Source organism: Gilvibacter sp. CC01 (genome assembly GCF_055755295.1).
In genome coordinates this window covers 1,345,218-1,370,755 of sequence record NZ_CM146909.1, presented here as the reverse complement: position 1 = coordinate 1,370,755, position 25,538 = coordinate 1,345,218, and the positions used below count along the sequence as shown (strand labels likewise).

The following is a 25,538-nucleotide window of genomic DNA, read 5'->3' as shown; positions in this document are numbered from 1 at the left end:
CCATTGAAAATACCAGCCTTTTCGCTCAGCAAAGCGGGCAGTTATTTTCAGTATCAAAGAACGATTTGTTAATGCTGAATACTAAAAAAGTAGTGAAACACTACTTTTTCTTGTGACGATTAGCGCGTCTTCTTTTCTTGCGCTTGTGCGTCGCTACCTTATGTCTTTTTCTTTTTTTACCACTTGGCATAGGTCAGAATCTATTAGTGTTATTATTTAACCTCCACGTTAGACTTAACGCTCTCTACAAATACTTTTGCAGGCTTGAACGCTGGAATATTGTGTGCAGGTATCTTGATTGTTGTATTCTTAGAGATATTTCTACCGGTTTTCTCGGCGCGAGTTTTGATGATAAAGCTTCCGAATCCTCTTAGGTATACGTTGTCACCACTCTCCAAAGAATTCTTCACCTCACTCATAAAGGTTTCAACAGTAGCTTGAACATCTCCTTTTTCCATTCCAAGTTTCTCTGAAATTCTCGCTACAATATCTGCTTTCGTCATTATTAATGTGTTTTTTGTTTAAGGGATAATTTTACAAGAGCGCAAATATAAACATTTTAAATTCAATTAATAAAGCTTAATTGCTTAAAAAATAACGAGATATCGGCTACCTTCGCTCCTATGAACGCGGTCCCCTCCGAATTTTCTAACCCACTAATTGCGTGGTACTTACAAAATAAACGTGAACTGCCTTGGCGACAGACCAAAGATCCCTACAAGATTTGGTTGTCCGAAATTATGCTGCAACAAACACGCGTTGAACAAGGTTTACCTTATTATTTAAAGTTCACAGCGCGTTTCCCCGAGGTGAAAGATCTGGCCGAGGCCAGCGAACAAGAGGTCTTAAAGCTGTGGCAAGGCTTGGGTTATTATTCCAGGGCCAGAAATTTGCACGCCACAGCCAAGTATGTGGCTTACGACCTGAATGGTCAATTTCCAAATAATTATGGGGAACTGAAAAAACTCAAAGGAGTAGGTGACTATACCGCAAGTGCGATTGCCTCGATTTGCTTTGATGAGGCCGCCGCAGTGGTTGATGGTAATGTATACCGGGCGCTATCGCGTAGTTTTGGTATTGATACTCCTATAGATAGTTCTGCGGGTCAAAAGGAATTTAAAACTTTGGCGCAAGAGCTAATAGACAAGCAGCAGCCCGGAACTTTTAATCAGGCCATTATGGAATTCGGGGCGCGATTGTGTACCCCCAAGAATCCAGATTGCGAGCACTGTTTCTTTGCAGATAGATGCGTGGCTCGAGCTCAGGATAAGATTAGTGCCTTGCCGGTAAAGAAAGGCAAGATAAAAGTAACTAAGCGGTATTTTAATTATCTGATTGCCCAAAGTCCGCAGCATAAAACACTACTGCAACAACGCACCGCCAAAGGGATTTGGCACAAGCTCTACGAGTTTCCAAACTTAGAGACCGAGCAGTCGGCAACGGTTAAGGACATTAAAAGTAGTTCGCTATTTGGGCAAATATTTTCTGCGGATGCCGAGGCTGATCCGATACGATATAACGATAAAGCGGTAGTGCATAAATTGTCTCATCAGCACTTGGAGATCACCTTCTGGATAATCCCTACAACCACAGAACCAGAGGGAGCTATTTCTGCGGAGGAGCTCAGGGAATTTCCGGTGCCTGTGGTTTTAGAACGATTTATAAACAGCTACGGCTTTTAAGCCAAAATTTTAGGTATATTTGATTTTGATGTGAGGAGTTTTTGACTCCTTCGTAGAAGTTAGAATTATGAGCGGGACGATAAACAAAGTGATCCTTATTGGCCATACCGGCGACGAGGTTAAAATGCATTATTTTGAAGGTGGGGGAGCCATAGGTCGATTCCCTTTGGCTACCAACGAAACCTATACCAATAGAACCACTGGAGAAAAGGTATCCAATACCGAGTGGCACAATATTGTCGTGCGCAATAAAGCCGCAGAGATTTGTGAAAAGTACCTCAATAAAGGAGATAAGGTATATATAGAAGGTCGTTTAAAGACCAGAAAGTGGCAAGACGAACAAGGAAACGATCGGTATTCCACAGAGATCCAATGTACGGACTTTACTTTCTTGACCCCAAAAGCAGAAGGCGGAGCTCCTGCAAATATGGGAGCGCCGGGTCAGATGGCACAGCCATCTGCGCAGCCACAGGCTGCTCCTGCGGCAAAGCCGGCAGCCCCGGCGCCAGTAGAAGAGGACGACGATGATCTTCCTTTTTAGTAACTAAACCCAATAACCCTTGGATCTGGAACCTCCGAGTATACTGTTAGCCTTAGCATATTCCAACGCAATTAGTCTTGCAGTCATTGTACTGCTTTTACTTTGTTCTGCGCTTATTTCAGCCTCAGAAGTTGCCTTCTTTTCACTTTCTGTAACAGATCTGGAAGCAGATACAGAAGCGCCTTCTAAAAAGCTCGCCATTGTCAATGACCTGCTAACCAAGCCAAAAAAATTACTGGCCACTATCCTGGTGTCTAATAACTTTATAAATATTGCCATCATCTTGCTTTTTGATTCGGTGGCTGAGGTTTTCTTTGGAGGATTAACCGCTAGTGTGCTGGGGATTCCTTTGCGTTTTGTTGTAGAAGTGGGCGTTGTGACATTTCTGATCTTATTGTTCGGGGAGATATTGCCTAAGATCTATGCTTCGCGTAACAATTTGTCCTTTGCACTTTTTATGGCCTATCCGTTAAAAGCTTTAGAATTTTCGCTCTCGCCACTTTCAATTCCCATGCGATCCATGACCCAGATCATAGAGAATAGATTCGGTCAGAAGAAATCTAAGTTCAGCGTAGACCATTTGTCTCAGGCCTTAGAGCTCACTTCAGAAGATGACACTACCCAAGAAGAACAAAAGATCTTGCAGGGCATAGTGACCTTTGGAAATACCGATGCAAAACAGGTCATGAAGCCACGCATGGATATCTTTGCACTCAATAAAGCAATGGCCTTCAAAGATATTTTACCCGATCTGGTCGCTAACGGCTATTCGCGTATTCCGGTATACGAAGACAATATTGACAATATTACTGGTGTACTCTATGTAAAGGATTTATTGCCTTATCTGGACAATTCAGAACTCGACTGGGTTTCCTTGCAAAGAGAAGCTTATTTTGTACCAGAGAACAAGAAACTCGACGATCTGTTGGCCGAATTCAAGGAGATGAAAATGCACTTGGCCATAGTGGTTGACGAATACGGAGGTACTAGTGGCTTACTGTCTTTAGAAGATATATTGGAGGAGATAGTGGGTGAGATCTCTGATGAGTTCGACGATGATGATATCATTTACTCTAAACTAGATGACACCACCTATGTCTTTGAGGGCAAAACCCCGCTTAAAGACGTCTATAAGGTGATCGGTTTGGACGACCCTTCGCTTTTTGAAGAAGCTAAAGGCGAAGCAGAATCATTAGCTGGATTTCTGTTAGAGATCGCCAAAGGGTTCCCCAAAAAGAACGAGGTACTAAAATTCGAGAATTACACGTTTACCATAGAAGCTTTTGAGAACAAACGTATCAAACAAATCAAGTTGACCATAAAGGAATGAGGTATTTTGCCGCATTAATATTCAGTATACTATTTTTAGGGAGCTGCCAAGAACGAGTGGTCGTAAAACCTGCTGCTCAATTGCGATTGGAATATCCTAAGGCTGTTTATGCCGAGGCCGACTTTGACTGTGACTACAGCTTCAGTGTAAATCAGATCGCTCGCGTTCAGAAAAGAGCTAACTGTTGGGTCAATGTAGATTACCCGGATATAAATGCGACCATTTATATGACTTACCGCCCGGTGGAGAACAACTTAGACTCGCTCTTGTTTGATGCCCAAAAACTCACCTATGATCATACTGTCAAGGCCAATAAGATCTTGGAGCAACCGCGTATTGATCCTATCAATAAGGTGTATGGTATGTTTTATATGATCGATGGTGATGCTGCTACCCAATCTCAATTCTATGTTACCGATTCTATCAATCACTTTGTGACAGGCTCGGTCTATTTCAACGCCAAGCCGAACTTCGATTCTATTTGGCCTGCTGTGGAGTACCTGCGTGAAGATGTACGCCGTATCATGGAGAGCATGAGCTGGACACAATAAACCTTTTTTTATAGCCTGATCCTATTATTTTTCAGACCTTTGCAACTTCATGCAACAGGCCAATCTCAAATGGATTTTTTTGGTGCTTTTAGCACTGATCTGGGGGAGTTCTTTCATCCTGATCAAAAAAGCGCTAGTTGGTCTGAATCCGGTTCAGTTGGGAGCCTTGCGCGTGCTGATCTCTGGTGCTTTTCTCTTGATCGCCGGCTGGAGTAAACTCAGAAAGATCCCTAAGAAAAGCTTACTTTGGATCACCATCTCCGGCTTTTTAGGAACCTTTTTTCCGGCCTTTCTTTTTGCATTTGCAGAAACCGAGATAGATAGTGCTATAGCCTCTATCTTGAATTCTTTAGTGCCGTTAAACACTATTATTATCGGACTGAGTCTGTTTGGAATTGGAACTTCCAGGCAGCAAGTAATAGGGGTGGTTATTGGCTTTATCGGGACCGTTCTCTTGATCTTAGGTGGTGCAGCTTTAAAACCCGATCAGAATTATTTCTATGCTCTTTTTGTGGTTTTAGCCTCGGTGATGTATGCTACCAATTCCAACATCATCAAAAAGCATTTACAAGAAGTGCCTCCTTTGGCAATTGCCGCGGGTAATTTTGCAGCCATCATGGTACCTGCCTTTTTTGTTTTGCTTTGGGATGGGTTCTTGCAGACCAATCCATTAGAGCGCGAAGAGGTGGTCTCGTCTTTGGGCTATTTGGTGGTGCTTTGTCTGTTTGGAACTGCTATGGCCAAGGTTTTGTACAACAAATTGGTGCAAATGGCAACTCCTGTTTTTGCGGCTTCTGTTACTTATTTAATGCCCATTGTTGCTGTACTCTGGGGCCTTCTTGACGGAGAGCGTTTTACCCTGCAAGAAGCCCTTGCTTCACTACTTATTTTGGTGGGGGTTTATTGGGCCAACCGCGGACGTTTACCTATCAAGTTGAAGCGGCAATAGGAAAGTCAGTTTTTACTGCGGATTTTTACGGTGTGAAATTTAATTGAAACCGTTTGTCTTTTTGGTATTTAGCCCTATATTTGCACCCCTCTTAAGCAATATTGATTTTGTGCTCAAGAGGATCAGTTTAAAAACAATTTAATCAAACGTTACGCCATGTACGCAATTGTAGAGATAGCAGGGCAGCAATTTAAAGTTGCGAAAGACCAAAAAGTCTTTGTACACCGTTTGGCCACAGAAGAAGGAAAGAAAGTTGCTTTTGACAACGTACTTCTTATTGGCGATGGAGACAAAGTAACTGTTGGCGCCCCGGTTATAGAAGGTGCCCAAGTAGGTGCTAAGGTGCTTAAGCACTTAAAAGGTGACAAAGTGATCGTATTCAAAAAGAAACGTCGCAAAGGTTACAAAGTAAAGAATGGACACAGACAGTATTTGTCTGAGATCGTAATTGAGAGCATTGTTGCTTCTGGAGCTAAGAAAGCTGCTCCTAAGAAAGAAGCCAAGCCAGCAGCCAAGAAGGAGGCTCCAAAAGCAGCGGCTAAGCCTGCAGCTAAGAAAGAAGCTCCTAAGGCAGCAGCTCCAAAAAAGGCAGCTCCAAAGAAAGCCGCTAAAGACGATCTTAAAAAGATCGAAGGTATTGGTCCTAAGATTGCAGAAACTCTTGCTGCAGCAGGGATCGCTACTTTTGCTGACCTTGCCAAAGCAAAGCCAGCTGCGATCAGTGAGATCATCGCTGGAGTTCGTGGAAACCACGTTCCAGACACTTGGCCACAACAAGCTAAACTTGCTGCCGATGGTAAGTGGGATGAGCTTAAAGAATTACAAGACAAATTAGACGGAGGTAAAGCATAACCTCTAGTAGTAACTTATAAAACCGAAAGAAGATGGCTCACAAAAAAGGAGTTGGTAGTTCGAAGAACGGTAGAGAATCAGAATCGAAACGCTTAGGCGTAAAGATTTTTGGTGGACAAGCAGCCGTTGCTGGGAACATCATCGTACGTCAACGCGGTACTGCTCACAATCCAGGTGAGAATGTATACGCCGGAAAAGATCATACCTTACATGCCAAAGTAGACGGTATTGTGAAGTTTGAAAAGAAGAGAAACAACAAGTCTTACGTTTCAATTATTCCACACGGAGAAGCTTAAGAAATAGTTTGTATTGAGATAGGAGAGCCCTTGCATTTAGCAGGGGCTTTTTTTGTTTTTCGAATCAGCTGAGCGATAGCGGGCTGATTCAAACATTTTTCACAAATCTTACGTTTCAATTATTCCACACTTCAGAAGCTTAAGAAATAGTTTGTATTGAGATAGGAGAGCCCTTGCTTTTAGCAGGGGCTTTTTTTGTTTTTCGAATCAGCTGAGCGATAGCGAGCTGATTCAAACATTTTTCACAAATCTTACGTTTCAATTATTCCACACTTCAGAAGCTTAAGAAATAGTTTGTATTGAGATAAGAGAGCCCTTGCTTTTAGCAGGGGCTTTTTTTGTGTAAGAAAGAGCAATAAAAAAACCCCCGCCTTGGGCGAGGGTTTTTAATTCTTTCGGCAATTAGATCCTACCAGAATTCTGATTTAAAGCCACCTTTGGCCGGATAGTTTCCGGTAATGATGTCAATTAAATCGATAATGGCCCAAACTAACAAACCTCCAGCAGTGATGATAAATAGTAGGTTCCAATACCATGGGCTACCTAAGTACCATCTGTGTGCTGCAAGTCCACCGAGGAACAACCAAAGCAATAAGGCAACACCTTGACTTTTTTGTCCTGCTGCTGCAGGCGAGTAAAGTACTTCGGCATTCTCGTCACTTTGTGCCTCAACAGACACGGTTGCAGTTCGCTGCACCGGGAAAGAAGCTTGCGCTACCGGAGCGGCTAGGATCAATGCAAAAAATAAAAGTAGAAACTTTAATTTCATAATTTGTATTGATTAAGTTTACAACAAGATACAGAACATCATCCGAATTCAATGCGATTTTTAAAATTAATTTTGGCCATAGTGCTTGTTTCTAGTACCGTTTCGGCCCAAACCACCCACGAGTATTTAGGGGTGATCACCCTTTCAGATTCCTCCTTTATCTCTTATAAACTCAGCTTTGAGGAGACCAATGGTTTTATTAAAGGTTATTCCATAACAGACCTTTCCGGGCCGCATGAGACCAAGAGTATGATCACCGGAACTTATGATAAAGACGAGAAGCAGCTCAAGTTTCGCGAGTCGGGGATCGTTTATACCAAATCGCCAATTACACAGACAGATTTCTGTTACATTCATTTTGAAGGCCGTCTGGCCAAGCTCAACGACCGCAGAAAACTCGCTGGTACTTTTGTTGGCAAATACGACGACGGAGGTTCTTGTATCGACGGGGAGATTGATATGAAGAGTTTGGTCAAGATAGAGAAGCGCGCCGCAAGACTAGATAAGGCTGTAGACAAAAGTATCTTGGTGAGTAAAGAAAAGAAAGATGCGGTCAATTTATTGCGTACACTAGACACCTTAAATACCAATTTCTTGCGAGCGGACGAAGTAGTACAGGTCTTCTCCAAAGACGATAGCGTAACTTTAACACTTACCGATGTAGGCCGAGAAGACGGCGATCGTATCAGCATTTATGCAGACGACAAGATCTTAATTCAAAACGAGGCCATTGGCAATAAACCACAAAGTTTCACCATTAAGCTCAGCAGTAAACCAGTAACCCTAAAGGTAGAGGCGACAAGTGCAGGTAGCATTGGTGCAAACACAGTCCAACTGACACTCTCAGATTCGCTCAATGTTATAGAAGCGATTACCAATATGGAAAAAGGAGAATCGGCGTCCATGGTGCTTATAAAACAATAGCAAACAAAAACCCTCACCGATTGGCGAGGGTTTTCTTTTTCGTTAAGAAACTATTAGTATCTGTAGTATTCTGGTTTAAAAGGACCTTCTTGCTGAACTCCGATATAGTCGGCTTGTTCCTTTCTGAGTTCTGTAAGTTCCACACCTATCTTGGCCAAGTGCAATTTCGCTACTTTTTCGTCCAAGTGCTTTGGTAGCATATACACTTTGTTCTCGTATTTGTCACTGTGGTTCCAAAGTTCAATTTGTGCCAAGGTCTGGTTTGTAAAACTGTTACTCATCACAAAACTCGGGTGACCTGTAGCAACACCAAGGTTCACCAAACGGCCTTCTGCAAGGATGATCACATCTTTTCCGTTAAGGGTGTATTTATCAACCTGAGGTTTGATCTCTACTTTGGTTGCTCCGTGGTTCTTGTTCAACCATGCCATGTCGATCTCGTTGTCAAAGTGACCAATATTACAAACAATAGCCTTGTCTTTAAGAGCCTCAAAGTGTTGTCCTTGTACAATGTCTTTGTTTCCGGTAGCGGTGATCACAATGTCAGCGTTCCCGATTACGGTCTCTAATTTTTTAACTTCATAACCATCCATAGCAGCTTGTAGCGCACAGATAGGGTCTATCTCGGTTACGGTAACAATACTACCTGCTCCGCGGAAGGAAGCCGCAGTTCCTTTTCCCACGTCTCCGTAACCACAAACTACAACGCGTTTACCAGCAAGCATGATGTCAGTACCTCTGCGGATAGCATCTACCGCACTTTCTTTGCAGCCGTATTTGTTGTCAAACTTACTCTTGGTTACTGAATCATTTACGTTGATGGCTGGCATTGGCAAAGTTCCTTTTGCCATACGCTCATACAAACGATGAACTCCAGTAGTAGTTTCTTCTGACAGTCCTTTGATACCGGAAACCAATTCTGGATACTTATCCAGAACCATATTGGTCAGGTCACCTCCATCATCTAGAATCATATTGAGTGGCTTTCTGTCTTCTCCAAAGAAAAGGGTTTGCTCAATACACCAGTCGAATTCTTGCTCGTTCATTCCTTTCCAGGCATAAACCGGAATTCCTGCAGCGGCAATAGCAGCTGCAGCTTGATCTTGCGTAGAAAAGATATTACAAGAGCTCCAAGTTACCTCGGCTCCAAGAGCAACTAAGGTTTCAATAAGTACTGCCGTTTGGATGGTCATGTGAAGACATCCGGCAATTCGTGCTCCTTTAAGGGGTTGCTCATTCTTGTACTCTTCACGCAGGGACATAAGTCCTGGCATTTCTGCCTCAGCGAGTTCAATCTCTTTGCGTCCCCAGTCTGCAAGACTGATGTCCTTAACTTTATAAGGCGTATATGCAGTTGTATTCGTTGACATATATGTATATTTGATATTAATACCGCGCCAGCTTTAGCGCTGTGCAAAATTAAGCAATATCCAGTAATTCCGGTGCCTCTTTACAAAACTATAACAGCTCAGAATCAGACTACTGTTTATCTCTGGAAGATAGAAGAGACTTTTGAGGAGCTTGCAGCCGGAATCGAATTGCAGCCAGCTCATGCCGATAGGGTTCAAGGCATGAAAAGTGACATTCACCGCCGAGGGTTTTTAAGTATCAGGCATTTGTTGGCTATGGCCGGTTACAACGACCACGACCTCTACTACAATGATTTTGGCAAACCGCACCTAAAAGATGGGACGGGGATCAGTATTACACATTCCTTTGAGTTTACCGGTATCATAGTAGGGCCAAATGCCGTTGGTATTGATATAGAAAAAGAACGTGGAAAGATCCTTAAGATCGCCCATAAGTTTACACCGCTGGAGGAATATAGAACCCTGGCCAATGAAGAAGCCTTGATCCGTAAATTGAGTTTGGTCTGGTGTGCCAAGGAAACCCTTTACAAAATGTTCGGACAACCTGGATTGAGCTTCTTACAGCATATAGATGTACACGATTTTCACTTAGGGGTAGATCAGCAGACTACTGCCACCATAGATTTCAAGGGAGCTAAGAGTGTATACGAGGTGTTTTTTCTAGAGTTTGATGGATTCAGTTGTTGTTATGGATACCCAAAGACAAACTAGTATTATCCAAGCGCTATTGAGCGCAGCACAGATTGGAAAGCGGCAATTAGCTATTCTGGTAGATCCAGACAAATTCGATCCCGCTTCTGCCCATGAATTCTTGACTGTGATACCGAAGCAAACCACGCATCTTTTTGTAGGAGGCAGTGAGGTTCCCACAGGTGCAACGGCAGGAACTGTAGCCAGTCTCAGACCGGCGGGCCTACCAATTGTTTTGTTTCCGGGGAGTCATGATCAATTGACCGATGCTGCGGATGCTGTCTTATTCCTCTCTCTCTACTCCGGAGATAATCCTGAATATTTGATCGGGCAACAACGCAAAGCCGCAAAGTTTTTAAGACATTCCTCTTTGGAGGTCATCCCGACGGCTTATTTACTGATCGATGGAGGGAATCAGTCTGCGGTCGCTCGTGTTACCCAAACCCGGGCCATGTCGCAAGACGATGTAGAAACCGTGGTCGAAGTAGCTCTGGCAGCACAGTACTGCGGAGCGCGTTGTGTTTATCTGGAAGCTGGAAGTGGTGCACTAAATCCAGTACGTCCGGAGATTATTAGCGCAGTACGAGCTGCAATTAATTTGCCACTTATTGTTGGTGGAGGGATTCGCTCCGAAGCACAAATGAAAACCGCCTATGACGCAGGAGCTAATCTTTTGGTCATGGGAACCGTATTTGAAAATCACAACCGATGAATGTATCTGTAGAACTTACTTTGAGCCCTTTACAGGATGATTTTGAAGCTCCAATAATCGCCTTTATAAAAACCTTAAGAGCTTCTGGGCTCACTGTATTGGAGAATCCTTTGAGCACACAGGTTTACGGGCCCTATGACCAGGTGATGGATTTGTTGAACTCCGCAGTAAAAGAGGCCTTTATAGATCTGAATCAAGTGGTCTTATATTTAAAAATGGTTAAAAGCGATAGAAGCGACTATGAACCCCATTTTTGATTTTTTCCTTTCTCCGTACTACGAACGCACAACCTCGTTGATTGTACTGGAAGCCGTGGCTTTCGTCTTTGGAATTGCCAGTGTGATCTACGCCAAAAAGCGAAATATTCTGGTTTATCCGACAGGCTTGGTCGCGACTGTTATCACGGTCTACATTTTTTTGCAAGATGAGCTTTTGGGCGATATGATGATGAATGTCTACTATTCGGCCATGAGTATCTACGGTTGGTGGAACTGGGCACGCCGAAAAGACGATGCTTTGGTGGTAAAAGTAAGTCGGACAAACAGTCGTGAGAAATGGATAGGTTTCGGCCTCTGTTTGCTCACCATGGCAGTGACTTATGGAGTCTATACGGCCTCTGGGACAACAATAGGCACGTCTAATTACATCGACATCTTTACTTCTGGTATATTCTTTACTGCCATGTGGTATATGGCGACCAAGAAATTGGAGAACTGGACCTTATGGATCTTTGCAGATGTGATCAGTGTTCCACTCTATGCCTACCGAGGTTGGGGTATGCTTGCTTTACAGTATTTAATTTTTACCTTTCTAGCTATTCAAGGCTATTACGCGTGGAAGAAACACTTAGACAACAAAATAGCGAGCTGATAAAGGTTGCCATAGTTGGCCCGGAATCTACCGGAAAGACCACCTTGGCAAAAGCCCTGGCAGCTCATTATGAGACTGTTTATGTGGCCGAATACATGCGTCATTACTATGAGCAAGTTGTTGTCAGGGATCCTTTCCGATCGGATCTTTCAGATATTCTGCCCATAGCTCAAGGACAAATTCGCGCGGAGAACGAAGCCTTAGCCGTGGCCAATTCACTGCTTTTCTGCGACACTAACCTTTTGGAGATTGCCTGTTATTCGGACTATTATTTTGGAGAGATCCCTGCGGAATTAGAGCAGGGTTTGACCCAGATGCATTACGACCTTTATTTATTGACTTATATCGATGCGCCTTGGGAAAATGATCCCTTGAGAGACCGTCCTTTCGATAGACAAAAACTATTTTCTATTTTTGAAGAACGATTAAAGCAGCAAGATGCTCCCCATTTGTTGCTAAAAGGTGATGAACAGACAAGATTGGAAACGGCCATTCTTGAAATTGACAAATACCGCGAAAGACGGCATGGATTTTAACCGAGAAGACGAACAACAAATTGAGCAACACGGCTTGTCAAAAGCACAAGTTTTAGGACAGCTCGAGATGTTTAAAAGGGGTTTCCCACCCACCAAGATCAATACCCCAGCAGTGATCGGCAACGGGATAAGCAATTTTAATTCTGAGGAGCGCAAGAAGTATATTCAATACTTTGACAAACACAAGAACAGTTCTGATATTGTCAAATTCGTGCCGGCATCTGGCGCTGCCACGCGCATGTTCCAGACCTTAAATACGCTGCTTACCCATTACGATCCTGATAAGGAAAAACTCAAAGATTTTATTGCTCACCACAGGTTGACTCAATTAGAGGAGTTTTTGAATTCGTTTTCTGAGTTTGCTTTTGCTAATTCACTGCGCAAGGCGGTCCGCGAACTCTATCCGGATTACAAATACAAAACTAAAGGGCAGCGTGCACTTATTGTGGCAGAGGTTCTCTTGTCAGAAAAGGGACTTAACTTTGCTCGTTTGCCTAAAGGGCTAATCCCATTTCACAAATACAACAAGCACTTCACAACCGCTTTTGAAGAGCAACTTTATGAAGGTTGCTTCTATGCAGCTAATCGCGATGAGGTCTTTGTTCATTTCACCTTTGCTCCGATACACGTGGAGTATTTCAAAGAGGCGTTTGAGAGTATAAAGAGTCGGGTTGAAAAAAAGACCAAGAAAGAGGTTCATGTTTCGTATTCCTTTCAAAAGAGCTCTACAGATACCATAGCGGTAGACATCAACAATGAGCCCATTCGCGATAAGGAGGGGAAACTAGTATTTCGTCCAGCAGGTCACGGAGCGCTATTGGAAAACTTAAACGAGATCAATGCCGATGTTGTTTTCATTAAGAATATAGACAATGTCATTGCAGAAGAGTACGTGGAAGAGATCTCTGGCTACAAGAAAATGTTAGCCGGAAAGCTGTTGTGGTTGCAACATAAGATCCATCATTATGTGAAAGAGTTGCGGCAAGAGGAGATAGACCCGGAACTAGTTACCGAGGTAAAATCCTTTATGTGGAACGAGCTCAATATTAAAGATGTGAGCAACAGTATTTTGCATTTGCTGAGCTTACTGAACAGACCTACCCGCGTATGTGGTATGGTAAAAAATACAGGATCTCCTGGCGGAGGACCGTTTTGGGTTGTGGATAAAGATGGCGTGCAGTCCTTGCAAATTGTAGAATCTGCACAGATAGATCTCAAAGATCCATCGCAGCGCAATATATTCCACGAGTCAACCCACTTTAATCCGGTAGATCTGGTTTGCGGGGTTCGCGATTACAAAGGAGACAAGTTTGATCTTTCTGCCTTTACCGACCCGAACACTGGTTTTATTACCCATAAGGACAAAGACGGCAATATTGTAAAAGCCTTAGAATTGCCAGGATTGTGGAACGGTTCTATGGCGCATTGGAATACCATTTTTGTAGAAGTTCCTCTATTGACCTTTAACCCGGTTAAGACGGTCAACGATCTCTTACAACGCGAGCACCGACCCAATATGTAATGGATAGAGCGCAACTCTTAAGCGAATTACATTTTAAGATGGCTCGCTCCAGTGGCTCTGGAGGGCAGCATGTCAATAAGGTTGCGACCAAGGTTGTTTTAAGCTTTAACCTTTATGACTCTTTGGGTTTAACCGAAGATGAGAAAACGCTCTTAAAAACCCGACTGGCTTCAAGGCTAACTTCCAACGGGCAATTGCAATTGCACTGCGGAGAGACCAGGAGTCAAGTTCGAAATAAGCGTTTGGTGATCCAACGTTTCTTTAACCTCTTGCAGCAAGGATTAAAGACAGAAAAAACGCGCAAAGCGACTCGCATACCACGAGCGGTTAAGCAAAAGCGCAGCGAAGACAAAAAACGACAATCGCAAAAAAAAGCAGATCGTCGTCCGCCGCAAATCTAGTTTTTCCTTATCTTTGTATCACGATCTCAACAAAGGGGTGCTTTGTGTAAAAACAAGGCTGAGATTATACCCATTGAACCTGGAACGGGTAATGCCGTTTAGGAAGCCGAACGTTAAGAAAACGTCCAGTGGACGTTTTTAGTGAGGTGCTGGCTTGTCGCGTTGGATGTTTTAGTTCGATTTTGAACAGATGCCTTTGCGCGCGCTTTGTGATGATTATTTCAAAGCAGAGATTAACCTAATTATTGGTTGAAAGCCGTAGCTCGACGATCGAATGTTGTTGTTCTTGATGCGAATCTGGAACCCCACTTCAATGGACTGCATCCGCAGTAAATACTTTTAACCAACATAGAATAATTACCTCTTTTTATTCCTCTAAAACGGATAGATATCCACAGACGAATGAAACGTTTAATGGTCGTGCTATTTGCAGGAATGACTACCTGGATGGCACAAGCGCAAACAGTAATTGACACAACCAAAGTAGAAGCTCTAGATGAGGTTCTTGTAAAATCTGTACGGGTGGAGGCAGACTCTCCAATCACGCACAGCAATGTCACCAAAGAGGAACTTGCTCCGAGAAATTTAGGGCAAGACATCCCAATTTTATTGAATTATTTGCCAGGTGTAGTAACCAATAGTGATGCTGGGGCAGGTGTAGGTTATACCGGAATTCGCGTCCGCGGTAGCGATGCTTCCCGCGTAAATGTTACCCTTAACGGAATCCCTTTTAATGATGCTGAGAGTCAGGGGACCTTTTGGGTGAACCTGCCGGACTTTGCATCTTCTGTAGAGAACCTACAGTTACAGCGTGGGGTAGGAACTTCTACTAACGGTTCTGGCGCTTTCGGTGCAAGCTTGAATATTTTGACGGACGCTGTCTCAGAAGAGGCCAACGGAGAATTTGCGAACTCCTTTGGGTCTTTCAACACTCGAAAACACACTTTAAAGTTCTCTACCGGATTGCTCAATGGCAAATGGGAGATAGCAGGGCGTTTATCTAATATTACTTCGGATGGGTATATAGACCGAGCCACTTCCGATCTAAAATCCTATTTCTTACAAGCTGCTTATGTGGGAGAGAATACTCTGGTTAAAGCTATCGCTTTTGGTGGTCGTGAATTGACCTATCAAGCGTACTTCGGAATTGATAGAGAAACCCTTGAGACCAATAGAACTTTTAACCCAGTAGGGCAGTTCACCGATGCCAATGGAAACATTCAGTTCTACGACAATGAGGTAGATGATTATGCGCAAGATCACTATCAACTGCATTGGAACCAGCGTTTTGATAACAACTGGTCTGCTACGGTAGGGCTTAACTATACTTATGGCCGCGGATTCTTTGAGCAGTATCGTGAAGATGAAGATTTCGAGACCTATGGATTTACGCCAATTGAACTCGGCGGTGAAGTGATCAATACTACAGATTTGGTGCGTCGCCGATGGTTGGATAACGACTATTACGTGGTCAATACTTCTGTAAACTACAAGGACAATACGGTAGATATAGTTGGTGGTTTCTTTTATAGTTACTACGGAGGAGATCACTTTGGAGAAGTGATTTGGGCCCAGAATGCTGGTGGTTCTCAAATTCGCGACCGTTACTACTTCGGAACAGGTACTAAGAACGAGTTCACCACTTTTGCCAAGGCCACTTATCGTATCGATGATCAATGGACCGTATTTGCCGATTTGCAAGGCCGGTTCATCGATTATCAGGCAGATGGAACCACTTCAGATCTCATTGAGCTGAATGTAGATGATAACTTCAGTTTTTTCAACCCTAAGGCTGGTGCGAGCTATAAAATCAACAGTAATGATCAGCTGTATGCATCTTATGGACGAGCCAATAGAGAACCAAGACGCGCAGATTACGAAAACGGCGTAACCACTGCAGAGACCTTAGACGACTTTGAACTTGGATGGCGTCATACAGCGAGCAAGAACAGTTTCAGTGCTAATGCATATTTTATGAATTACCGCAACCAATTGGTATTGACTGGAGCTTTGGATGACGTTGGGCAACCGATTCGCGCCACTAGCGGAAAAAGTTACCGCCTAGGTTTGGAAGTTGAGGCTAATTTACAAATTGCTCCAAAACTAAACTGGCGACCCAATATTGCAATCAGCAGCAATAAGAACCAAGATTTTACAACCTCACGCGATGGCGAATTGGTAAACTTGGGTACTACAAACATTTCCTTCTCTCCAGAATTGATTGCAGGAAGTATTTTAACGTATATGCCACAAGAGGATCTGCAGATTAGTTTCTTGTCTAAGTACGTGAGTGAGCAATATATGGGCAACATTGATAGTGAAGCCTCTTTGTTAGATTCTTTCTTTGTTAACGACTTGAACATTAGCTACAGCTGGGAAACTGCCCCACTAGTAGAGCGCATTGTCTTTAGTGGGTTGGTGAACAATATATTCAACGTGGAGTATGTATCTAACGGCTACTTCTTCACCTTTGACGACGATTTTAGTAATCCCGGAACCGTTACTACCATTGAAGGCGCTGGATTTTTTCCTCAGGCGACCATTAATTTCTTAGTGGGCGCGAGTATCCAGTTCTAATTATTGATGGTAAGTTGATCTCCGGATCTAGAAATACGGTAGGTGAGCATCGGGTACTGTCCTTCGCCTGCCGTTAATTGTCCGGTAATGATGTTGTACTGATTGCCATTACAAGGACAAGTGGCTGTAAGCCCGTCCACAGTCATGGTAGAACAATCGCTTAAAGGCGTATTGGGGCAAGCGATCTCGAAGGCTGTATATTGACTGTTGTCTATGTTGTAGATCACTATACCACGTATTCCTTGTAAGCCAGTTACAAAGGAATTTCCAGGAAAGTTTAAAGGATTGTACTGCGGAAGGTTCAGATCTAGCGTAAGATTCACGTTAATGTTGGGAAGATTCGGATTGGCGCGCAGCGGGCCATCATCGCCACTGCATCCGACACTCATCAAACCAACAGCCATTACGTAAAGTACAAATCTGAATGCTTTCATTTTTTATAACAATTTATAATCCTTGACTATTAAACTCAAGGGAGTGCAAATTAGTGTATTCTGACTGAAAATTTAAAAATTTAGTATCTTTACACACGAAATCCCGTGCTGCATGGGATTTTTTGTGTTTTTTGAACAGGCGCCCTCTACAGGGCGTTAAAAGAATGAAGTTATGAGTAATGTATCCTATTACACCGCAGAAGGATTAAAGAAACTACGTGAGGAGCTCAATCACCTCAAAGATGTAGAGCGTCCTAAGGCTTCACAGGCTATTGCCGAGGCCAGAGATAAGGGAGACCTTTCTGAAAATGCCGAATATGACGCAGCTAAAGAAGCGCAGGGCTTGTTGGAAATGCGAATTTCCAAGCTAGAAGAGACCTTGGCCGGAGCGCGACTTATCGACGAGTCTCAGTTAGACACATCTAAAGTATTGGTGCACTCTACTGTTACCATTAAGAACACAGCGAACAATGCCAAGATGACCTATAAATTGGTTGCTCAAAGTGAGGCCGATCTAAAAAGCGGAAAGATCTCTGTAGATTCGCCTATCGGCAAAGGGTTGTTAGGTAAGAAAGTGGGAGAGATTGCCGAGGTTCAAGTGCCAAATGGCGCAGTGAAGTTCGAGATCATGGAGATCACCAGAGGAGCATAGATCCTTCCACATAAATTATATAGCCTCGTTCTTTAACGGGGCTTTTTTATTTGCTATTTTTAGATTCCGATAAACAACAGACCTATGGCCAGTATCTTTACTAAGATCGTTCAAGGCGAAATCCCTTCTTATAAGATCGCCGAAACCGAAGAATTTTATGCATTCTTAGATATCAATCCGAATGCCAAAGGACACACCCTCTGCATTCCCAAAAAAGAAGTCGACAAGATCTTTGATCTGGATCAAGAGACCTACCAAGGCCTTATGGCATTCTCTCGGGAAGTGGCTTTGGCTATCGGTAAGTCAATTCCGTGTAAACGTGTGGGAATGGCGGTGATAGGACTAGAAGTTCCGCATGTACACGTGCATCTTATCCCTTTGAATCACATGGGCGAGATGACTTTTTCAGAAAAGGTAAGTATGAGTCAAGAGGAGTTTGAAGCCACTGCCGCAGCTATTCGCGATCAGCTTAAATAATTCAATCCAAATACAACAGCGGTCGCGACCAAAGCGATCCCTGTTAGCATTACAATGAAGGCAAGAGGTTTCCAATGCCTTTTAGAAGAGCGCATCTTGGTGCTCTTTTTGTGATAGTCGTAAACCCTTTCAATATCTGGAGTCCAAGAGACCGGAAAGATCTCTGTTTCACATTTGGTGCAATACATCTTGGAGCTCAGTTCATCAAGAAACCGCTTATACCAGCGGCCGTTTACATAGGGCTGATAGAATTCCACCATCAATCCGTCTGTGGTATAACACTCCGGACAGTTGGTTTTGAGTTCTGCTTTTCTAATGAGTTTAGAAGTAGTGGTCATAGATGCGTTTTAAAGGCGTTTGAGTTGAATTTCCATCGTAGTTCCGGAGTCGATTTGACTCTTTAGCACTCGAATGTTGCCTTCGTGATATTCTTCGATAATACGCTTGGCCAGCGACAAACCCAAGCCCCAACCGCGTTTTTTGGTGGTAAAGCCCGGGTTAAAAATCTTCTTGAAGTTTCTTTTTGGAATTCCTTTCCCAGTATCAGTGATATGTATGGTAACCGTTTTGGGTTGCTCGCTGATTTCTATGCTGATAGTACCTTTGCCTTTCATAGCATCGATTCCGTTTTTCACCAAATTCTCAACTGTCCAACCAAATAGTTGTTCGTTGAGCATCACAGGGATCTTCTTCTGAGGCAGATCCAATTCGAACTGAATCAGTTTAGAAGTTCGGGCTTTGAGATAGTCGTAGGCCAACTGGGTTTCTTTAACCACATCCCGCTCTTCTAAATTGGGTTTAGAGCCTACTTTGGAGAATCTTTCTGTAATGGTTTGTAGGCGTTTAATATCTTTTTCTATTTCTGCGATATAGGCCGGATTGGTGTTCTCTGCTTTCAAGATCTCTGTCCATCCTACAAGAGAAGATAGTGGCGTGCCGATCTGATGGGCCGTTTCTTTGGCCATCCCTGCCCAAAGCTTATTCTGTTCGGCCGATTTAGTGGTCTGGTAAAAGAAATAAATGAATCCCACAAAAAGTAGAATGACCAGCAAAATGGCCAGCGGATAGTATTTTACTTTGTTGATAATCGGGGCGTTTCCGTAGTAGATGGTGTTCAGCACTTCTCCCTCAAAACGCGTTTCTATAGGTGAGTTGGTTTGCTTGAACTGTTCCACCATTTGCTCTATCTCTTCTCTGCTGAGCTGTGCACCCTGGGGTATATTGCTCAAATCGTAGGAATCTCCTTTGTGTGTATAAAGAATGAGCGGCGTAGTAGTATTGCTTCTAATGACCTCAATGATCAGCGGGCTCTGGTCCGTGCCTAGTTCATCAGTGCTGGTCTCTGCCATTTCTTGTAAGGCCTTGGCAAAGATCTGCATCTTGTCGCGTTCGTTGTCTTTGAGCTGATTGTAGAACAAATAGGTGTTGTAGCCAACTATCCCTACAATGACCAAAGTGAACACGATGATCGCTCTGCGCGTAAAACGAGTATTTATCTCCATAGCCTGAGCTGTCTCTGGCTAAATATAATGTAATTATGTTGAAATTATTGTACGGATTTAGCCCCCTTTTTTGTGATTCACCTAAGAGAATAATTACCTTTGTAGCCATGCTTACAATACATCCGGAAAACATTTCAACGGGCAAATTGCATGGTTTTTTATTGGCCTCGGTATCTCCGCGTCCAATCGCTTTTGCAAGTACGGTAGATAAAGACGGAAAGGTTAACCTTTCGCCTTACAGTTTTTTCAATGTGTTCAGCGCCAATCCACCCGTAGTGATCTTTTCACCAGCTCGCAGAGTTAGGGACAATACCGTAAAACACACCCTAGAGAATGTCTTGGATGTGCCAGAAGTTGTGATCAATATTGTCAACTACGACATGGTGCAACAAATGTCACTTTCTTCTACCGAATACCCTAAAGGAGTGAACGAGTTCGTGAAAGCCGGTCTTACCGAGTTACCCTCCGAACTTGTCATTCCTCCGCGCGTTGCAGAAGCGCCTGTTCAGCTCGAATGCAAGGTGCTAAATGTGGTTGCCTTGGGAGAAGAAGGCGGAGCGGGAAACCTTGTGATCGCGCAGGTAGTTCGCATGCACATAAAAGAAGAGATCTTAGACAATGAAGGTCGTATCGATGCCGCTAAGATAGACACGGTGGCTCGTATGGGTGGTAATTGGTACAGCCGGGCAAAGACTGGAATGTTCGAGGTGCCTAAACCATTGAGCACACTTGGTATTGGTGTGGATCAGATTCCGGAGCAGATCCGTTTGAGTACTATTTTAAGCGGAAACGATCTGGGTCAATTGGGCAATGTAGAACAATTGCCTACCGAGGTTGAAAGCGCCAGCTTTATGGAGGCCTTTCATCCGGAGGTTTTGATCCAAGGAGATCGTGAGCAAAAACATCAACTAGCAAAAAATTATATCGCCAAAGGAGCCGTTTCAGACGCCTGGAAAGTGCTCTTATCAAAGTAAGATTATGGAAGTACAAGGAACTTTAAAACTCATAGACGAAACCAAAACCTACGGTTCTAACGGATTCAGAAAACGCGAAGTAGTGCTCACTACAGAAGAGCAGTATCCGCAGCATTTAATGATAGAATTCGTTCAGGATAAGACAGACCTATTGAACAACTTTAAAGTCGGGGAATCTGTTAAGATCAGTATTAACCTTAGAGGTCGCGAATGGGTGAATCCACAAGGAGAAACTAAGTATTTCAATTCTATCCAAGGATGGCGTATTGAGCGCATGGAGGCCGACCTCCCTTCAGACATGCCGCCTATACCACCGGCCGATGCCTTTGAGCCAACTAGCGAGTTTAGCGAGGAAGATCACGACGATCTCCCCTTTTAAGCCAAAAGCTTAAGTGGGCTTTACCCGAACCATAGAGGTCATCTTTAAACGGTTTTTGCCGGCACCCTTTACTATTGCGGTGCTGCTTACCTTGACCACCTTGGTTCTGGCCTTACTCACAACTCCTGCCCCCGCAGAAGGATCTCATTTTTTAGAATTGCTCTCTTACTGGGAGCGGGGTATCTGGAACAAGGACCTATTGGTTTTTGGCTACCAAATGATGCTCATATTGGTATTGGGTCATATTCTGGTGCTCAGCGCGCCCATGAATCGACTCATTCAGGGCCTAACGGGTTTGGTCAGCAATACGGCGCAGGCGGTCTTGCTGGTAAGCGTAAGTACGCTTTTGGTCTCCTTTTTTAATTGGGGGTTGGGATTGATCTTCGGAGCCATTATGGCTAGAAAGGTAGCAGAAGCTTCTACCCAACGCGGTTTTAAGATCAATTATCCACTTGTTGGAGCTGCAGGTTACTGCGGATTGATGATCTGGCATGGCGGCATAAGTGGTTCCGCTCCATTAAAAGTAGCCGAATCCGGACATTTACAGCAGATCATGGCAGGTATTTCAGATACAGCTGTGTTGGCGCAACTACCAGATGCCATTCCGGGCAGTGCAACTATTTTCAGCTGGTGGAACCTCTTGCTATTTGCACTATTACTCATTCTAATTCCACTGGTATTCTATCGGCTATCTAAGCACGCCCCCCACACTGAGGTTCATGTTAGACCATATAGTTTAGAGACAACTGCGCAACAGGCCGAGGGAGCTGCCGAGCGCTTAGACGCTTCCTTGTGGTTTGGTCGTGGAGTCGGGCTACTTGTGTTGGGTACTTTTCTATACCAATACGGATCGCAACTACTGCAACTAACTTTAACCCCCAATATGCTGAACTTCTTTATGCTTGGGATGGCGCTACTGCTTCACGGATCGTTCAATTCGTTCTTGGCAGCTGTAGAAGAAGCTATAAAGGGCGCGGCGGGTATTTTGATACAATTCCCACTCTATTTTGGGATCATGGGGATTATGGCAGAGAGTGGCATGGTAGGGCAAATTGCAGACTTTTTTGTGTCCATTGCCAATGAGACCACGCTTCCTATCTTTACTTTCTTTAGCGCTGGATTGGTCAATATCTTTGTGCCCAGTGGTGGTGGCCAATGGGCTGTGCAAGGCCCTATCGTTATCGAATCGGCCATGCAGCTTGGCGTGCCATTGCCAAAAGCAGTAATGGCCTTGGCATACGGGGATCAGATCACCAATATGTTACAACCCTTTTGGGCCTTACCGCTTTTGGGAATCACCAAACTCAAAGCCAAAGAGATCTTACCTTATACTTTGATCATTATGTTGGTGGGTAGTGCAGTTTTTATTGCAGGCTTATTACTGCTGTAAAATAAAACAACCCCGCCAGAAGCAGGGTTAGTTTCGTTGGTTTTAGGTTACTAAAATGGCAAACTCAAATAAATTAAAAAAAACCTACCACTTTAGGTTTTGTAAAGGTTATAAAAATTTCTAACATTCGCAATATCCGACAGTTAGTAGATTCGTCATGCTCCATTTTTTAGATCAATCCTTGAGATTTCCGGACCCAACTGAGGCCAGAGCAGATGGTTTATTGGCTCTAGGTGGAGATTTAAAGCCGCAGCGTTTATTGCTGGCGTATCGCTCTGGGATCTTTCCCTGGTTCTCAGATGGCGACCCACCTTTATGGTGGTGTCCAGATCCGCGGATGGTTTTGTTTCCTGCTGAGTTTAAACGGTCTAAAAGTTTGCGTAAGTCTATTCGAACAGGTGGCTTTGCAATAACCCAAAACACCTGTTTTGAAGCAGTGATTCGTGCTTGTGGGGCTGCACCCAGACCCGATCAGTTAGGCACCTGGATCACCGAAGAAATGGTTCAGGCCTATATAGAATTGCATCAAATGGGACATGCCCATAGCGTTGAGGTTTGGTATCAAGACGAATTGGTTGGTGGACTTTACGGCATTGACCTGCCGGAGTTCAAGGTTTTCTGCGGAGAAAGTATGTTCTCAAAACGATCCGATGCCTCTAAGGTTGGATTCAGCTTTTTAGCAGCATCACTTTTGGAGCAGAATTACAAGCTGATTGACTGTCAGATGTATACAGATCATTTGGCGAGTTTGGGGGCTAGAGAGATAGTACGTGCAGACTTTTTAGAATATCTCAAGGAGTAGTTCTCTTAGTATTTCCGCTGAAAATCAGTATATTCGAGTCCTACTTAAACTAAAGCGCTATGACCCCTATCAAAAAAATAATGGCTTTGGCCTTTATACTTGCCATGCCTTTTGTTGGATTTTCACAATCCGATTCCCCTTTACCCAATTACATTACAGAAGAAGAATCGCTATTGGTCAGTGAAATGACCTTTGCAAGTGCGATTCCAACCCCTCCACCCAGTTCAGCGGTTAGAACAATGGCCGAATGGGAAGAGATCGAGTATCTTGTGATTACTTGGGAACCTGCTTTTCCAAACATACTACGCCAAATAGTGGCAGCTGCCGTAGAAGAGGCAAAAGTGATCATTGTGACCCAAAATGAAGCCTCCGTAGCCTCTTATTTATCATCAAACGGTGTTGATTTGACCAATGTGATCTTTTTAGATCAACCCTGGAACAGTATCTGGATCCGCGATTACGCTGGGAACACTGTCTACTCAGACGATGTAGGCGAGTGAGCCTTGGTAGACTGGATTTACAACAGACCGCGGCCATTGGACGATGTTATTCCTTCTGCCCATGCTACCTATACTGGCAGCCCTATCTATATTACCGATTCTGGCACTAACGACCTTGTCAACACGGGAGGTAACTTTATGAGCGACGGTCTGGGTAACGGATTTGCCTCTAAGCTTATCTTAGAAGAGAATGAGCCAGGGAACCCTTACGGTGTAAGCCCTAAAACAGAAGCTCAGATAGATGATATCATGCTCGATTATATGGGCATCTCTAATTATATTAAAATGGATATGTTGGATTACGATCTAATCCATCATATCGACATGCATATGAAGTTGCTAGATGAGGAAACCTTGCTTGTAAGTAAATATCCTCCTGGCGTGGCCGACGGCCCACAGATCGAAGCCAATATCGATTATGTTTTGAGCAATTTCAACTCGCCTTTTGGAACGCCTTACAAGGTCGAATGGATAGACGCGCCGCCAAGTGTGGGAGGCAATTATCCAGATACCGGAGGCTATTATAGAACCTATTCGAATTCTGTTTTTATCAACGGAACAGTTATAGTGCCTACCTATCGACCAGCAGTAGATGGGCCTGCCTTGGCCAAATATGAAGAATTATTACCAGGGTACAATGTGGTGGGTATAGATGTGGATAACTCCGGAGAGAACTTGATAGCTCTATTTGGAGCGATTCATTGCATCACGCATTCTATTGGTGTGGCCGAGCCTTTGTGGATAGTGCACCAGCCTGTGGCAGAAGCTACAGAAGGACTCAATGTGGTTTTTGACGCTATGATCAAACACAACTCAGGCATCAATCAGGCTAAGGTATTTTGGCGAGAAACAGGAGCTGGCGCTTATAATGAGATCGATATGACTCCGGCTGGAGGAGACGATTGGACAGCCAATTTGACGATCCCTTCTGATGTGGATATTGAATATTATATCTGGGCAGAGGCCAATTCTGGCAAACAACTAACCAGACCCATAGTTGCGCCAGAGGGTTATTGGACCATAGACGTGGCTACCCTCTCTGCTGCCGAGTGGGCAGATAACAACATTATAGGGCCTTATCCAAACCCGGCCGATGATCGTGTCAATTTTAGACTCAATAATATCGGAGGACCAGTAAGTGTTGAGATCCACAACATTTACGGACAGCGATTGTACACATCCGCAGTACAAAGCAGCAACGGAGTGATACAACTAGACCTCAATCCAATCTGGAGCGGCACACTTATAGTCACTTTTAAGGGTGAATTCGGATCCGTACAGCGTAAACTCATAAAGCAATAGAACAAATCGCTACCCCTTACCAAATTGGTGAGGGGTTTGGGGTTTCTCCGTAAAAATTGGCAGGCGACTGCGCCAGAAGATTTACTTTAAAATTCGTACCTTGCCGTAGTTTCCTACAATACTGTGAATAAGAGGTTTAATCTATTAAACTTCACAGTTTTGGCAGAAATTTGCTTTCAAATTCATCCCTGTATATGTCAAAGTATCTTTGCTTACTCGCACTTTCCCTGTTTTCCTGTGGAGCTTTAGCCCAGGCCGATAACCAGCAAGGACCTGCAGTCTCCTCAACCCAGATCGATGTGTTAGCAGTATACGAAGACGTGGTGGCTCAAGGTTATCATTCTGCTCAGGTCTATCAAAAACTAGCCAGTGGACGTTTCTTAGAAAAGAATTATACTGAAGCGAAGAAATGGTATGTCAAGCTGTTTGCCCTTAACGAAAAGCCTGAAGCTATCGAATATCTTCGATTTGCAGAAACACTAGAGGCGCTTAAAGAATTTGACTTGGCGCAGACCTACAAAGCCCAATACGAATTATTAAAGGAGAAGGAATAG

At 43.7% G+C, this 25,538-nt stretch carries 31 protein-coding genes; 25 read left to right on the top strand and 6 right to left on the bottom strand.

All coding sequences use genetic code 11. The features are described from left to right. Positions 1-212 precede the first annotated feature (212 nt). Positions 213-503, bottom strand: a complete 291-nt coding sequence (locus tag AC0J2F_RS06510; protein WP_087524106.1) for an HU family DNA-binding protein — start codon at positions 501-503, stop codon at positions 213-215. Positions 504-623: 120 nt separating this feature from the next. Between AC0J2F_RS06510 and mutY the strand changes: the two genes are divergently transcribed. The 7 genes from mutY (at position 624) to rpmA (ending at position 6,201) form a co-directional block, all read left to right on the top strand. Continuing rightward, complete coding sequence (mutY, locus tag AC0J2F_RS06505) at positions 624-1,682, top strand: A/G-specific adenine glycosylase (RefSeq protein WP_473009335.1); 1,059 nt, start codon at positions 624-626, stop codon at positions 1,680-1,682. Positions 1,683-1,749: 67 nt separating this feature from the next. After that, a complete protein-coding gene (locus AC0J2F_RS06500) occupies positions 1,750-2,223 on the top strand; it encodes a single-stranded DNA-binding protein (RefSeq protein ID WP_473009334.1) in 474 nt (157 codons plus the stop codon). 19 nt (positions 2,224-2,242) lie between these two features. Next, entirely contained in the window at positions 2,243-3,553 is a 1,311-nt protein-coding gene (locus tag AC0J2F_RS06495; protein ID WP_473009333.1) for a gliding motility-associated protein GldE, read from the top strand. Next, the gene (gene gldD / locus AC0J2F_RS06490; protein ID WP_473009332.1) at positions 3,550-4,104 is read left to right on the top strand and encodes a gliding motility lipoprotein GldD; all 555 of its coding nucleotides are present in this window, start codon (positions 3,550-3,552) and stop codon (positions 4,102-4,104) included. The genes AC0J2F_RS06495 and gldD overlap by 4 nt, the downstream gene beginning before the upstream one ends. 49 nt (positions 4,105-4,153) lie before the next feature. Further along, positions 4,154-5,053: a DMT family transporter gene (locus tag AC0J2F_RS06485; RefSeq protein ID WP_473009331.1), complete on the top strand. Its 900-nt coding sequence runs from the start codon at positions 4,154-4,156 to the stop codon at positions 5,051-5,053. A 156-nt stretch (positions 5,054-5,209) separates the two neighbouring features. Beyond that, a complete protein-coding gene (gene rplU / locus AC0J2F_RS06480) occupies positions 5,210-5,905 on the top strand; it encodes a 50S ribosomal protein L21 (RefSeq protein ID WP_473009330.1) in 696 nt (231 codons plus the stop codon). A 32-nt stretch (positions 5,906-5,937) separates the two neighbouring features. After that, entirely contained in the window at positions 5,938-6,201 is a 264-nt protein-coding gene (gene rpmA, locus AC0J2F_RS06475) for a 50S ribosomal protein L27 (RefSeq protein ID WP_087524113.1), read from the top strand. A 409-nt stretch (positions 6,202-6,610) separates the two neighbouring features. Here the strand turns inward: rpmA and AC0J2F_RS06470 are convergent, their stop codons facing one another. Then, positions 6,611-6,970, bottom strand: a complete 360-nt coding sequence (locus AC0J2F_RS06470) for a TM2 domain-containing protein (RefSeq protein WP_272831327.1) — start codon at positions 6,968-6,970, stop codon at positions 6,611-6,613. Positions 6,971-7,021: 51 nt separating this feature from the next. Here AC0J2F_RS06470 and AC0J2F_RS06465 point away from each other — a divergent pair, with 51 nt between their 5' ends. After that, positions 7,022-7,894, top strand: a complete 873-nt coding sequence (locus tag AC0J2F_RS06465; protein WP_473009329.1) for a hypothetical protein — start codon at positions 7,022-7,024, stop codon at positions 7,892-7,894. Between the two features lie 53 nt (positions 7,895-7,947). On the opposite strand, the gene ahcY is transcribed toward AC0J2F_RS06465, so the two are convergent. Continuing rightward, positions 7,948-9,264 carry an adenosylhomocysteinase gene (ahcY, locus tag AC0J2F_RS06460; protein ID WP_473009328.1) on the bottom strand — a complete coding sequence of 439 codons (1,317 nt, stop codon included), beginning with the start codon at positions 9,262-9,264 and terminating at the stop codon, positions 7,948-7,950. A gap of 72 nt (positions 9,265-9,336) precedes the next feature. Between ahcY and AC0J2F_RS06455 the strand changes: the two genes are divergently transcribed. From AC0J2F_RS06455 to AC0J2F_RS06420, 8 genes are all read left to right on the top strand, one after another. Then, positions 9,337-9,975 carry a 4'-phosphopantetheinyl transferase family protein gene (locus AC0J2F_RS06455; protein ID WP_473009327.1) on the top strand — a complete coding sequence of 213 codons (639 nt, stop codon included), beginning with the start codon at positions 9,337-9,339 and terminating at the stop codon, positions 9,973-9,975. After that, entirely contained in the window at positions 9,953-10,666 is a 714-nt protein-coding gene (locus AC0J2F_RS06450) for a phosphoglycerol geranylgeranyltransferase (RefSeq protein ID WP_473009326.1), read from the top strand. Before AC0J2F_RS06455 ends, AC0J2F_RS06450 begins: the two co-directional genes overlap by 23 nt. After that, positions 10,663-10,923, top strand: a complete 261-nt coding sequence (locus AC0J2F_RS06445) for a thiamine-binding protein (protein ID WP_473009325.1) — start codon at positions 10,663-10,665, stop codon at positions 10,921-10,923. Before AC0J2F_RS06450 ends, AC0J2F_RS06445 begins: the two co-directional genes overlap by 4 nt. Then, positions 10,907-11,536: a nicotinamide riboside transporter PnuC gene (gene pnuC / locus AC0J2F_RS06440; protein WP_087524120.1), complete on the top strand. Its 630-nt coding sequence runs from the start codon at positions 10,907-10,909 to the stop codon at positions 11,534-11,536. The genes AC0J2F_RS06445 and pnuC overlap by 17 nt, the downstream gene beginning before the upstream one ends. Next, complete coding sequence (locus AC0J2F_RS06435; RefSeq protein WP_473009324.1) at positions 11,500-12,072, top strand: AAA family ATPase; 573 nt, start codon at positions 11,500-11,502, stop codon at positions 12,070-12,072. The genes pnuC and AC0J2F_RS06435 overlap by 37 nt, the downstream gene beginning before the upstream one ends. Beyond that, a complete protein-coding gene (locus tag AC0J2F_RS06430) occupies positions 12,002-13,594 on the top strand; it encodes a DUF4301 family protein (protein ID WP_374957942.1) in 1,593 nt (530 codons plus the stop codon). Before AC0J2F_RS06435 ends, AC0J2F_RS06430 begins: the two co-directional genes overlap by 71 nt. Beyond that, positions 13,594-13,995 (top strand): alternative ribosome rescue aminoacyl-tRNA hydrolase ArfB, encoded by a 402-nt coding sequence (gene arfB, locus AC0J2F_RS06425; RefSeq protein WP_087524123.1) that lies wholly within the window; start codon positions 13,594-13,596, stop codon positions 13,993-13,995. The genes AC0J2F_RS06430 and arfB overlap by 1 nt, the downstream gene beginning before the upstream one ends. A gap of 402 nt (positions 13,996-14,397) precedes the next feature. Then, complete coding sequence (locus AC0J2F_RS06420) at positions 14,398-16,572, top strand: TonB-dependent receptor (RefSeq protein ID WP_473009323.1); 2,175 nt, start codon at positions 14,398-14,400, stop codon at positions 16,570-16,572. Here AC0J2F_RS06420 and AC0J2F_RS06415 read toward each other — a convergent pair. After that, positions 16,569-17,006, bottom strand: coding sequence for a Rieske (2Fe-2S) protein (locus tag AC0J2F_RS06415; RefSeq protein WP_473009322.1), 438 nt, complete (start codon positions 17,004-17,006; stop codon positions 16,569-16,571). The genes AC0J2F_RS06420 and AC0J2F_RS06415 overlap by 4 nt on opposite strands. A gap of 172 nt (positions 17,007-17,178) precedes the next feature. Between AC0J2F_RS06415 and greA the strand changes: the two genes are divergently transcribed. Together greA and AC0J2F_RS06405 are read left to right on the top strand one after the other, a co-directional pair. Continuing rightward, positions 17,179-17,658, top strand: a complete 480-nt coding sequence (greA, locus tag AC0J2F_RS06410) for a transcription elongation factor GreA (protein WP_087524126.1) — start codon at positions 17,179-17,181, stop codon at positions 17,656-17,658. 84 nt (positions 17,659-17,742) lie between these two features. Beyond that, entirely contained in the window at positions 17,743-18,135 is a 393-nt protein-coding gene (locus AC0J2F_RS06405; protein ID WP_473009321.1) for an HIT family protein, read from the top strand. On the opposite strand, the gene AC0J2F_RS06400 is transcribed toward AC0J2F_RS06405, so the two are convergent. Next, positions 18,123-18,473, bottom strand: a complete 351-nt coding sequence (locus AC0J2F_RS06400) for a hypothetical protein (RefSeq protein ID WP_473009320.1) — start codon at positions 18,471-18,473, stop codon at positions 18,123-18,125. The genes AC0J2F_RS06405 and AC0J2F_RS06400 overlap by 13 nt on opposite strands. A 9-nt stretch (positions 18,474-18,482) precedes the next feature. Next, on the bottom strand, positions 18,483-19,637 hold the full coding sequence (locus tag AC0J2F_RS06395) for a sensor histidine kinase (protein ID WP_473009319.1): 1,155 nt from the start codon (positions 19,635-19,637) through the stop codon (positions 18,483-18,485). Positions 19,638-19,744: 107 nt separating this feature from the next. On the opposite strand from AC0J2F_RS06395, the gene AC0J2F_RS06390 reads away from it, so the two are divergent. The 7 genes from AC0J2F_RS06390 to AC0J2F_RS06360 all read left to right on the top strand — a co-directional run bounded on the left by AC0J2F_RS06390 (position 19,745) and on the right by AC0J2F_RS06360 (position 25,538). After that, the gene (locus tag AC0J2F_RS06390) at positions 19,745-20,611 is read left to right on the top strand and encodes a flavin reductase family protein (RefSeq protein ID WP_473009372.1); all 867 of its coding nucleotides are present in this window, start codon (positions 19,745-19,747) and stop codon (positions 20,609-20,611) included. 4 nt (positions 20,612-20,615) lie between these two features. Then, positions 20,616-20,990 (top strand): DUF3127 domain-containing protein, encoded by a 375-nt coding sequence (locus AC0J2F_RS06385; protein ID WP_473009318.1) that lies wholly within the window; start codon positions 20,616-20,618, stop codon positions 20,988-20,990. A gap of 13 nt (positions 20,991-21,003) precedes the next feature. Continuing rightward, complete coding sequence (locus tag AC0J2F_RS06380; RefSeq protein ID WP_473009317.1) at positions 21,004-22,380, top strand: short-chain fatty acid transporter; 1,377 nt, start codon at positions 21,004-21,006, stop codon at positions 22,378-22,380. A gap of 157 nt (positions 22,381-22,537) precedes the next feature. Next, positions 22,538-23,182, top strand: a complete 645-nt coding sequence (gene aat, locus AC0J2F_RS06375) for a leucyl/phenylalanyl-tRNA--protein transferase (RefSeq protein WP_473009316.1) — start codon at positions 22,538-22,540, stop codon at positions 23,180-23,182. 59 nt (positions 23,183-23,241) lie between these two features. After that, positions 23,242-23,682, top strand: a complete 441-nt coding sequence (locus AC0J2F_RS06370; RefSeq protein ID WP_473009315.1) for a hypothetical protein — start codon at positions 23,242-23,244, stop codon at positions 23,680-23,682. A 3-nt stretch (positions 23,683-23,685) separates the two neighbouring features. Continuing rightward, on the top strand, positions 23,686-24,984 hold the full coding sequence (locus tag AC0J2F_RS06365; RefSeq protein WP_473009314.1) for an agmatine deiminase family protein: 1,299 nt from the start codon (positions 23,686-23,688) through the stop codon (positions 24,982-24,984). 194 nt (positions 24,985-25,178) lie between these two features. Then, positions 25,179-25,538, top strand: a complete 360-nt coding sequence (locus AC0J2F_RS06360; protein ID WP_473009313.1) for a hypothetical protein — start codon at positions 25,179-25,181, stop codon at positions 25,536-25,538.

Bases quoted from the DNA above. Each gene is read 5' to 3' on its own strand.
- AC0J2F_RS06510 (WP_087524106.1), bottom strand. From the start codon at position 503: ATGACGAAAGCAGATATTGTAGCGAGAATTTCAGAGAAACTTGGAATG.
- mutY (WP_473009335.1), top strand. From the start codon at position 624: ATGAACGCGGTCCCCTCCGAATTTTCTAACCCACTAATTGCGTGGTAC.
- AC0J2F_RS06500 (WP_473009334.1), top strand. From the start codon at position 1,750: ATGAGCGGGACGATAAACAAAGTGATCCTTATTGGCCATACCGGCGAC.
- gldD (WP_473009332.1), top strand. From the start codon at position 3,550: ATGAGGTATTTTGCCGCATTAATATTCAGTATACTATTTTTAGGGAGC.
- AC0J2F_RS06485 (WP_473009331.1), top strand. From the start codon at position 4,154: ATGCAACAGGCCAATCTCAAATGGATTTTTTTGGTGCTTTTAGCACTG.
- rplU (WP_473009330.1), top strand. From the start codon at position 5,210: ATGTACGCAATTGTAGAGATAGCAGGGCAGCAATTTAAAGTTGCGAAA.
- rpmA (WP_087524113.1), top strand. From the start codon at position 5,938: ATGGCTCACAAAAAAGGAGTTGGTAGTTCGAAGAACGGTAGAGAATCA.
- AC0J2F_RS06470 (WP_272831327.1), bottom strand. From the start codon at position 6,970: ATGAAATTAAAGTTTCTACTTTTATTTTTTGCATTGATCCTAGCCGCT.
- AC0J2F_RS06465 (WP_473009329.1), top strand. From the start codon at position 7,022: ATGCGATTTTTAAAATTAATTTTGGCCATAGTGCTTGTTTCTAGTACC.
- ahcY (WP_473009328.1), bottom strand. From the start codon at position 9,264: ATGTCAACGAATACAACTGCATATACGCCTTATAAAGTTAAGGACATC.
- AC0J2F_RS06450 (WP_473009326.1), top strand. From the start codon at position 9,953: ATGGATACCCAAAGACAAACTAGTATTATCCAAGCGCTATTGAGCGCA.
- AC0J2F_RS06445 (WP_473009325.1), top strand. From the start codon at position 10,663: ATGAATGTATCTGTAGAACTTACTTTGAGCCCTTTACAGGATGATTTT.
- pnuC (WP_087524120.1), top strand. From the start codon at position 10,907: ATGAACCCCATTTTTGATTTTTTCCTTTCTCCGTACTACGAACGCACA.
- AC0J2F_RS06430 (WP_374957942.1), top strand. From the start codon at position 12,002: ATGAACAGACAAGATTGGAAACGGCCATTCTTGAAATTGACAAATACC.
- arfB (WP_087524123.1), top strand. From the start codon at position 13,594: ATGGATAGAGCGCAACTCTTAAGCGAATTACATTTTAAGATGGCTCGC.
- AC0J2F_RS06420 (WP_473009323.1), top strand. From the start codon at position 14,398: ATGAAACGTTTAATGGTCGTGCTATTTGCAGGAATGACTACCTGGATG.
- AC0J2F_RS06415 (WP_473009322.1), bottom strand. From the start codon at position 17,006: ATGAAAGCATTCAGATTTGTACTTTACGTAATGGCTGTTGGTTTGATG.
- greA (WP_087524126.1), top strand. From the start codon at position 17,179: ATGAGTAATGTATCCTATTACACCGCAGAAGGATTAAAGAAACTACGT.
- AC0J2F_RS06405 (WP_473009321.1), top strand. From the start codon at position 17,743: ATGGCCAGTATCTTTACTAAGATCGTTCAAGGCGAAATCCCTTCTTAT.
- AC0J2F_RS06400 (WP_473009320.1), bottom strand. From the start codon at position 18,473: ATGACCACTACTTCTAAACTCATTAGAAAAGCAGAACTCAAAACCAAC.
- AC0J2F_RS06395 (WP_473009319.1), bottom strand. From the start codon at position 19,637: ATGGAGATAAATACTCGTTTTACGCGCAGAGCGATCATCGTGTTCACT.
- AC0J2F_RS06390 (WP_473009372.1), top strand. From the start codon at position 19,745: ATGCTTACAATACATCCGGAAAACATTTCAACGGGCAAATTGCATGGT.
- AC0J2F_RS06385 (WP_473009318.1), top strand. From the start codon at position 20,616: ATGGAAGTACAAGGAACTTTAAAACTCATAGACGAAACCAAAACCTAC.
- aat (WP_473009316.1), top strand. From the start codon at position 22,538: ATGCTCCATTTTTTAGATCAATCCTTGAGATTTCCGGACCCAACTGAG.
- AC0J2F_RS06370 (WP_473009315.1), top strand. From the start codon at position 23,242: ATGACCCCTATCAAAAAAATAATGGCTTTGGCCTTTATACTTGCCATG.
- AC0J2F_RS06360 (WP_473009313.1), top strand. From the start codon at position 25,179: ATGTCAAAGTATCTTTGCTTACTCGCACTTTCCCTGTTTTCCTGTGGA.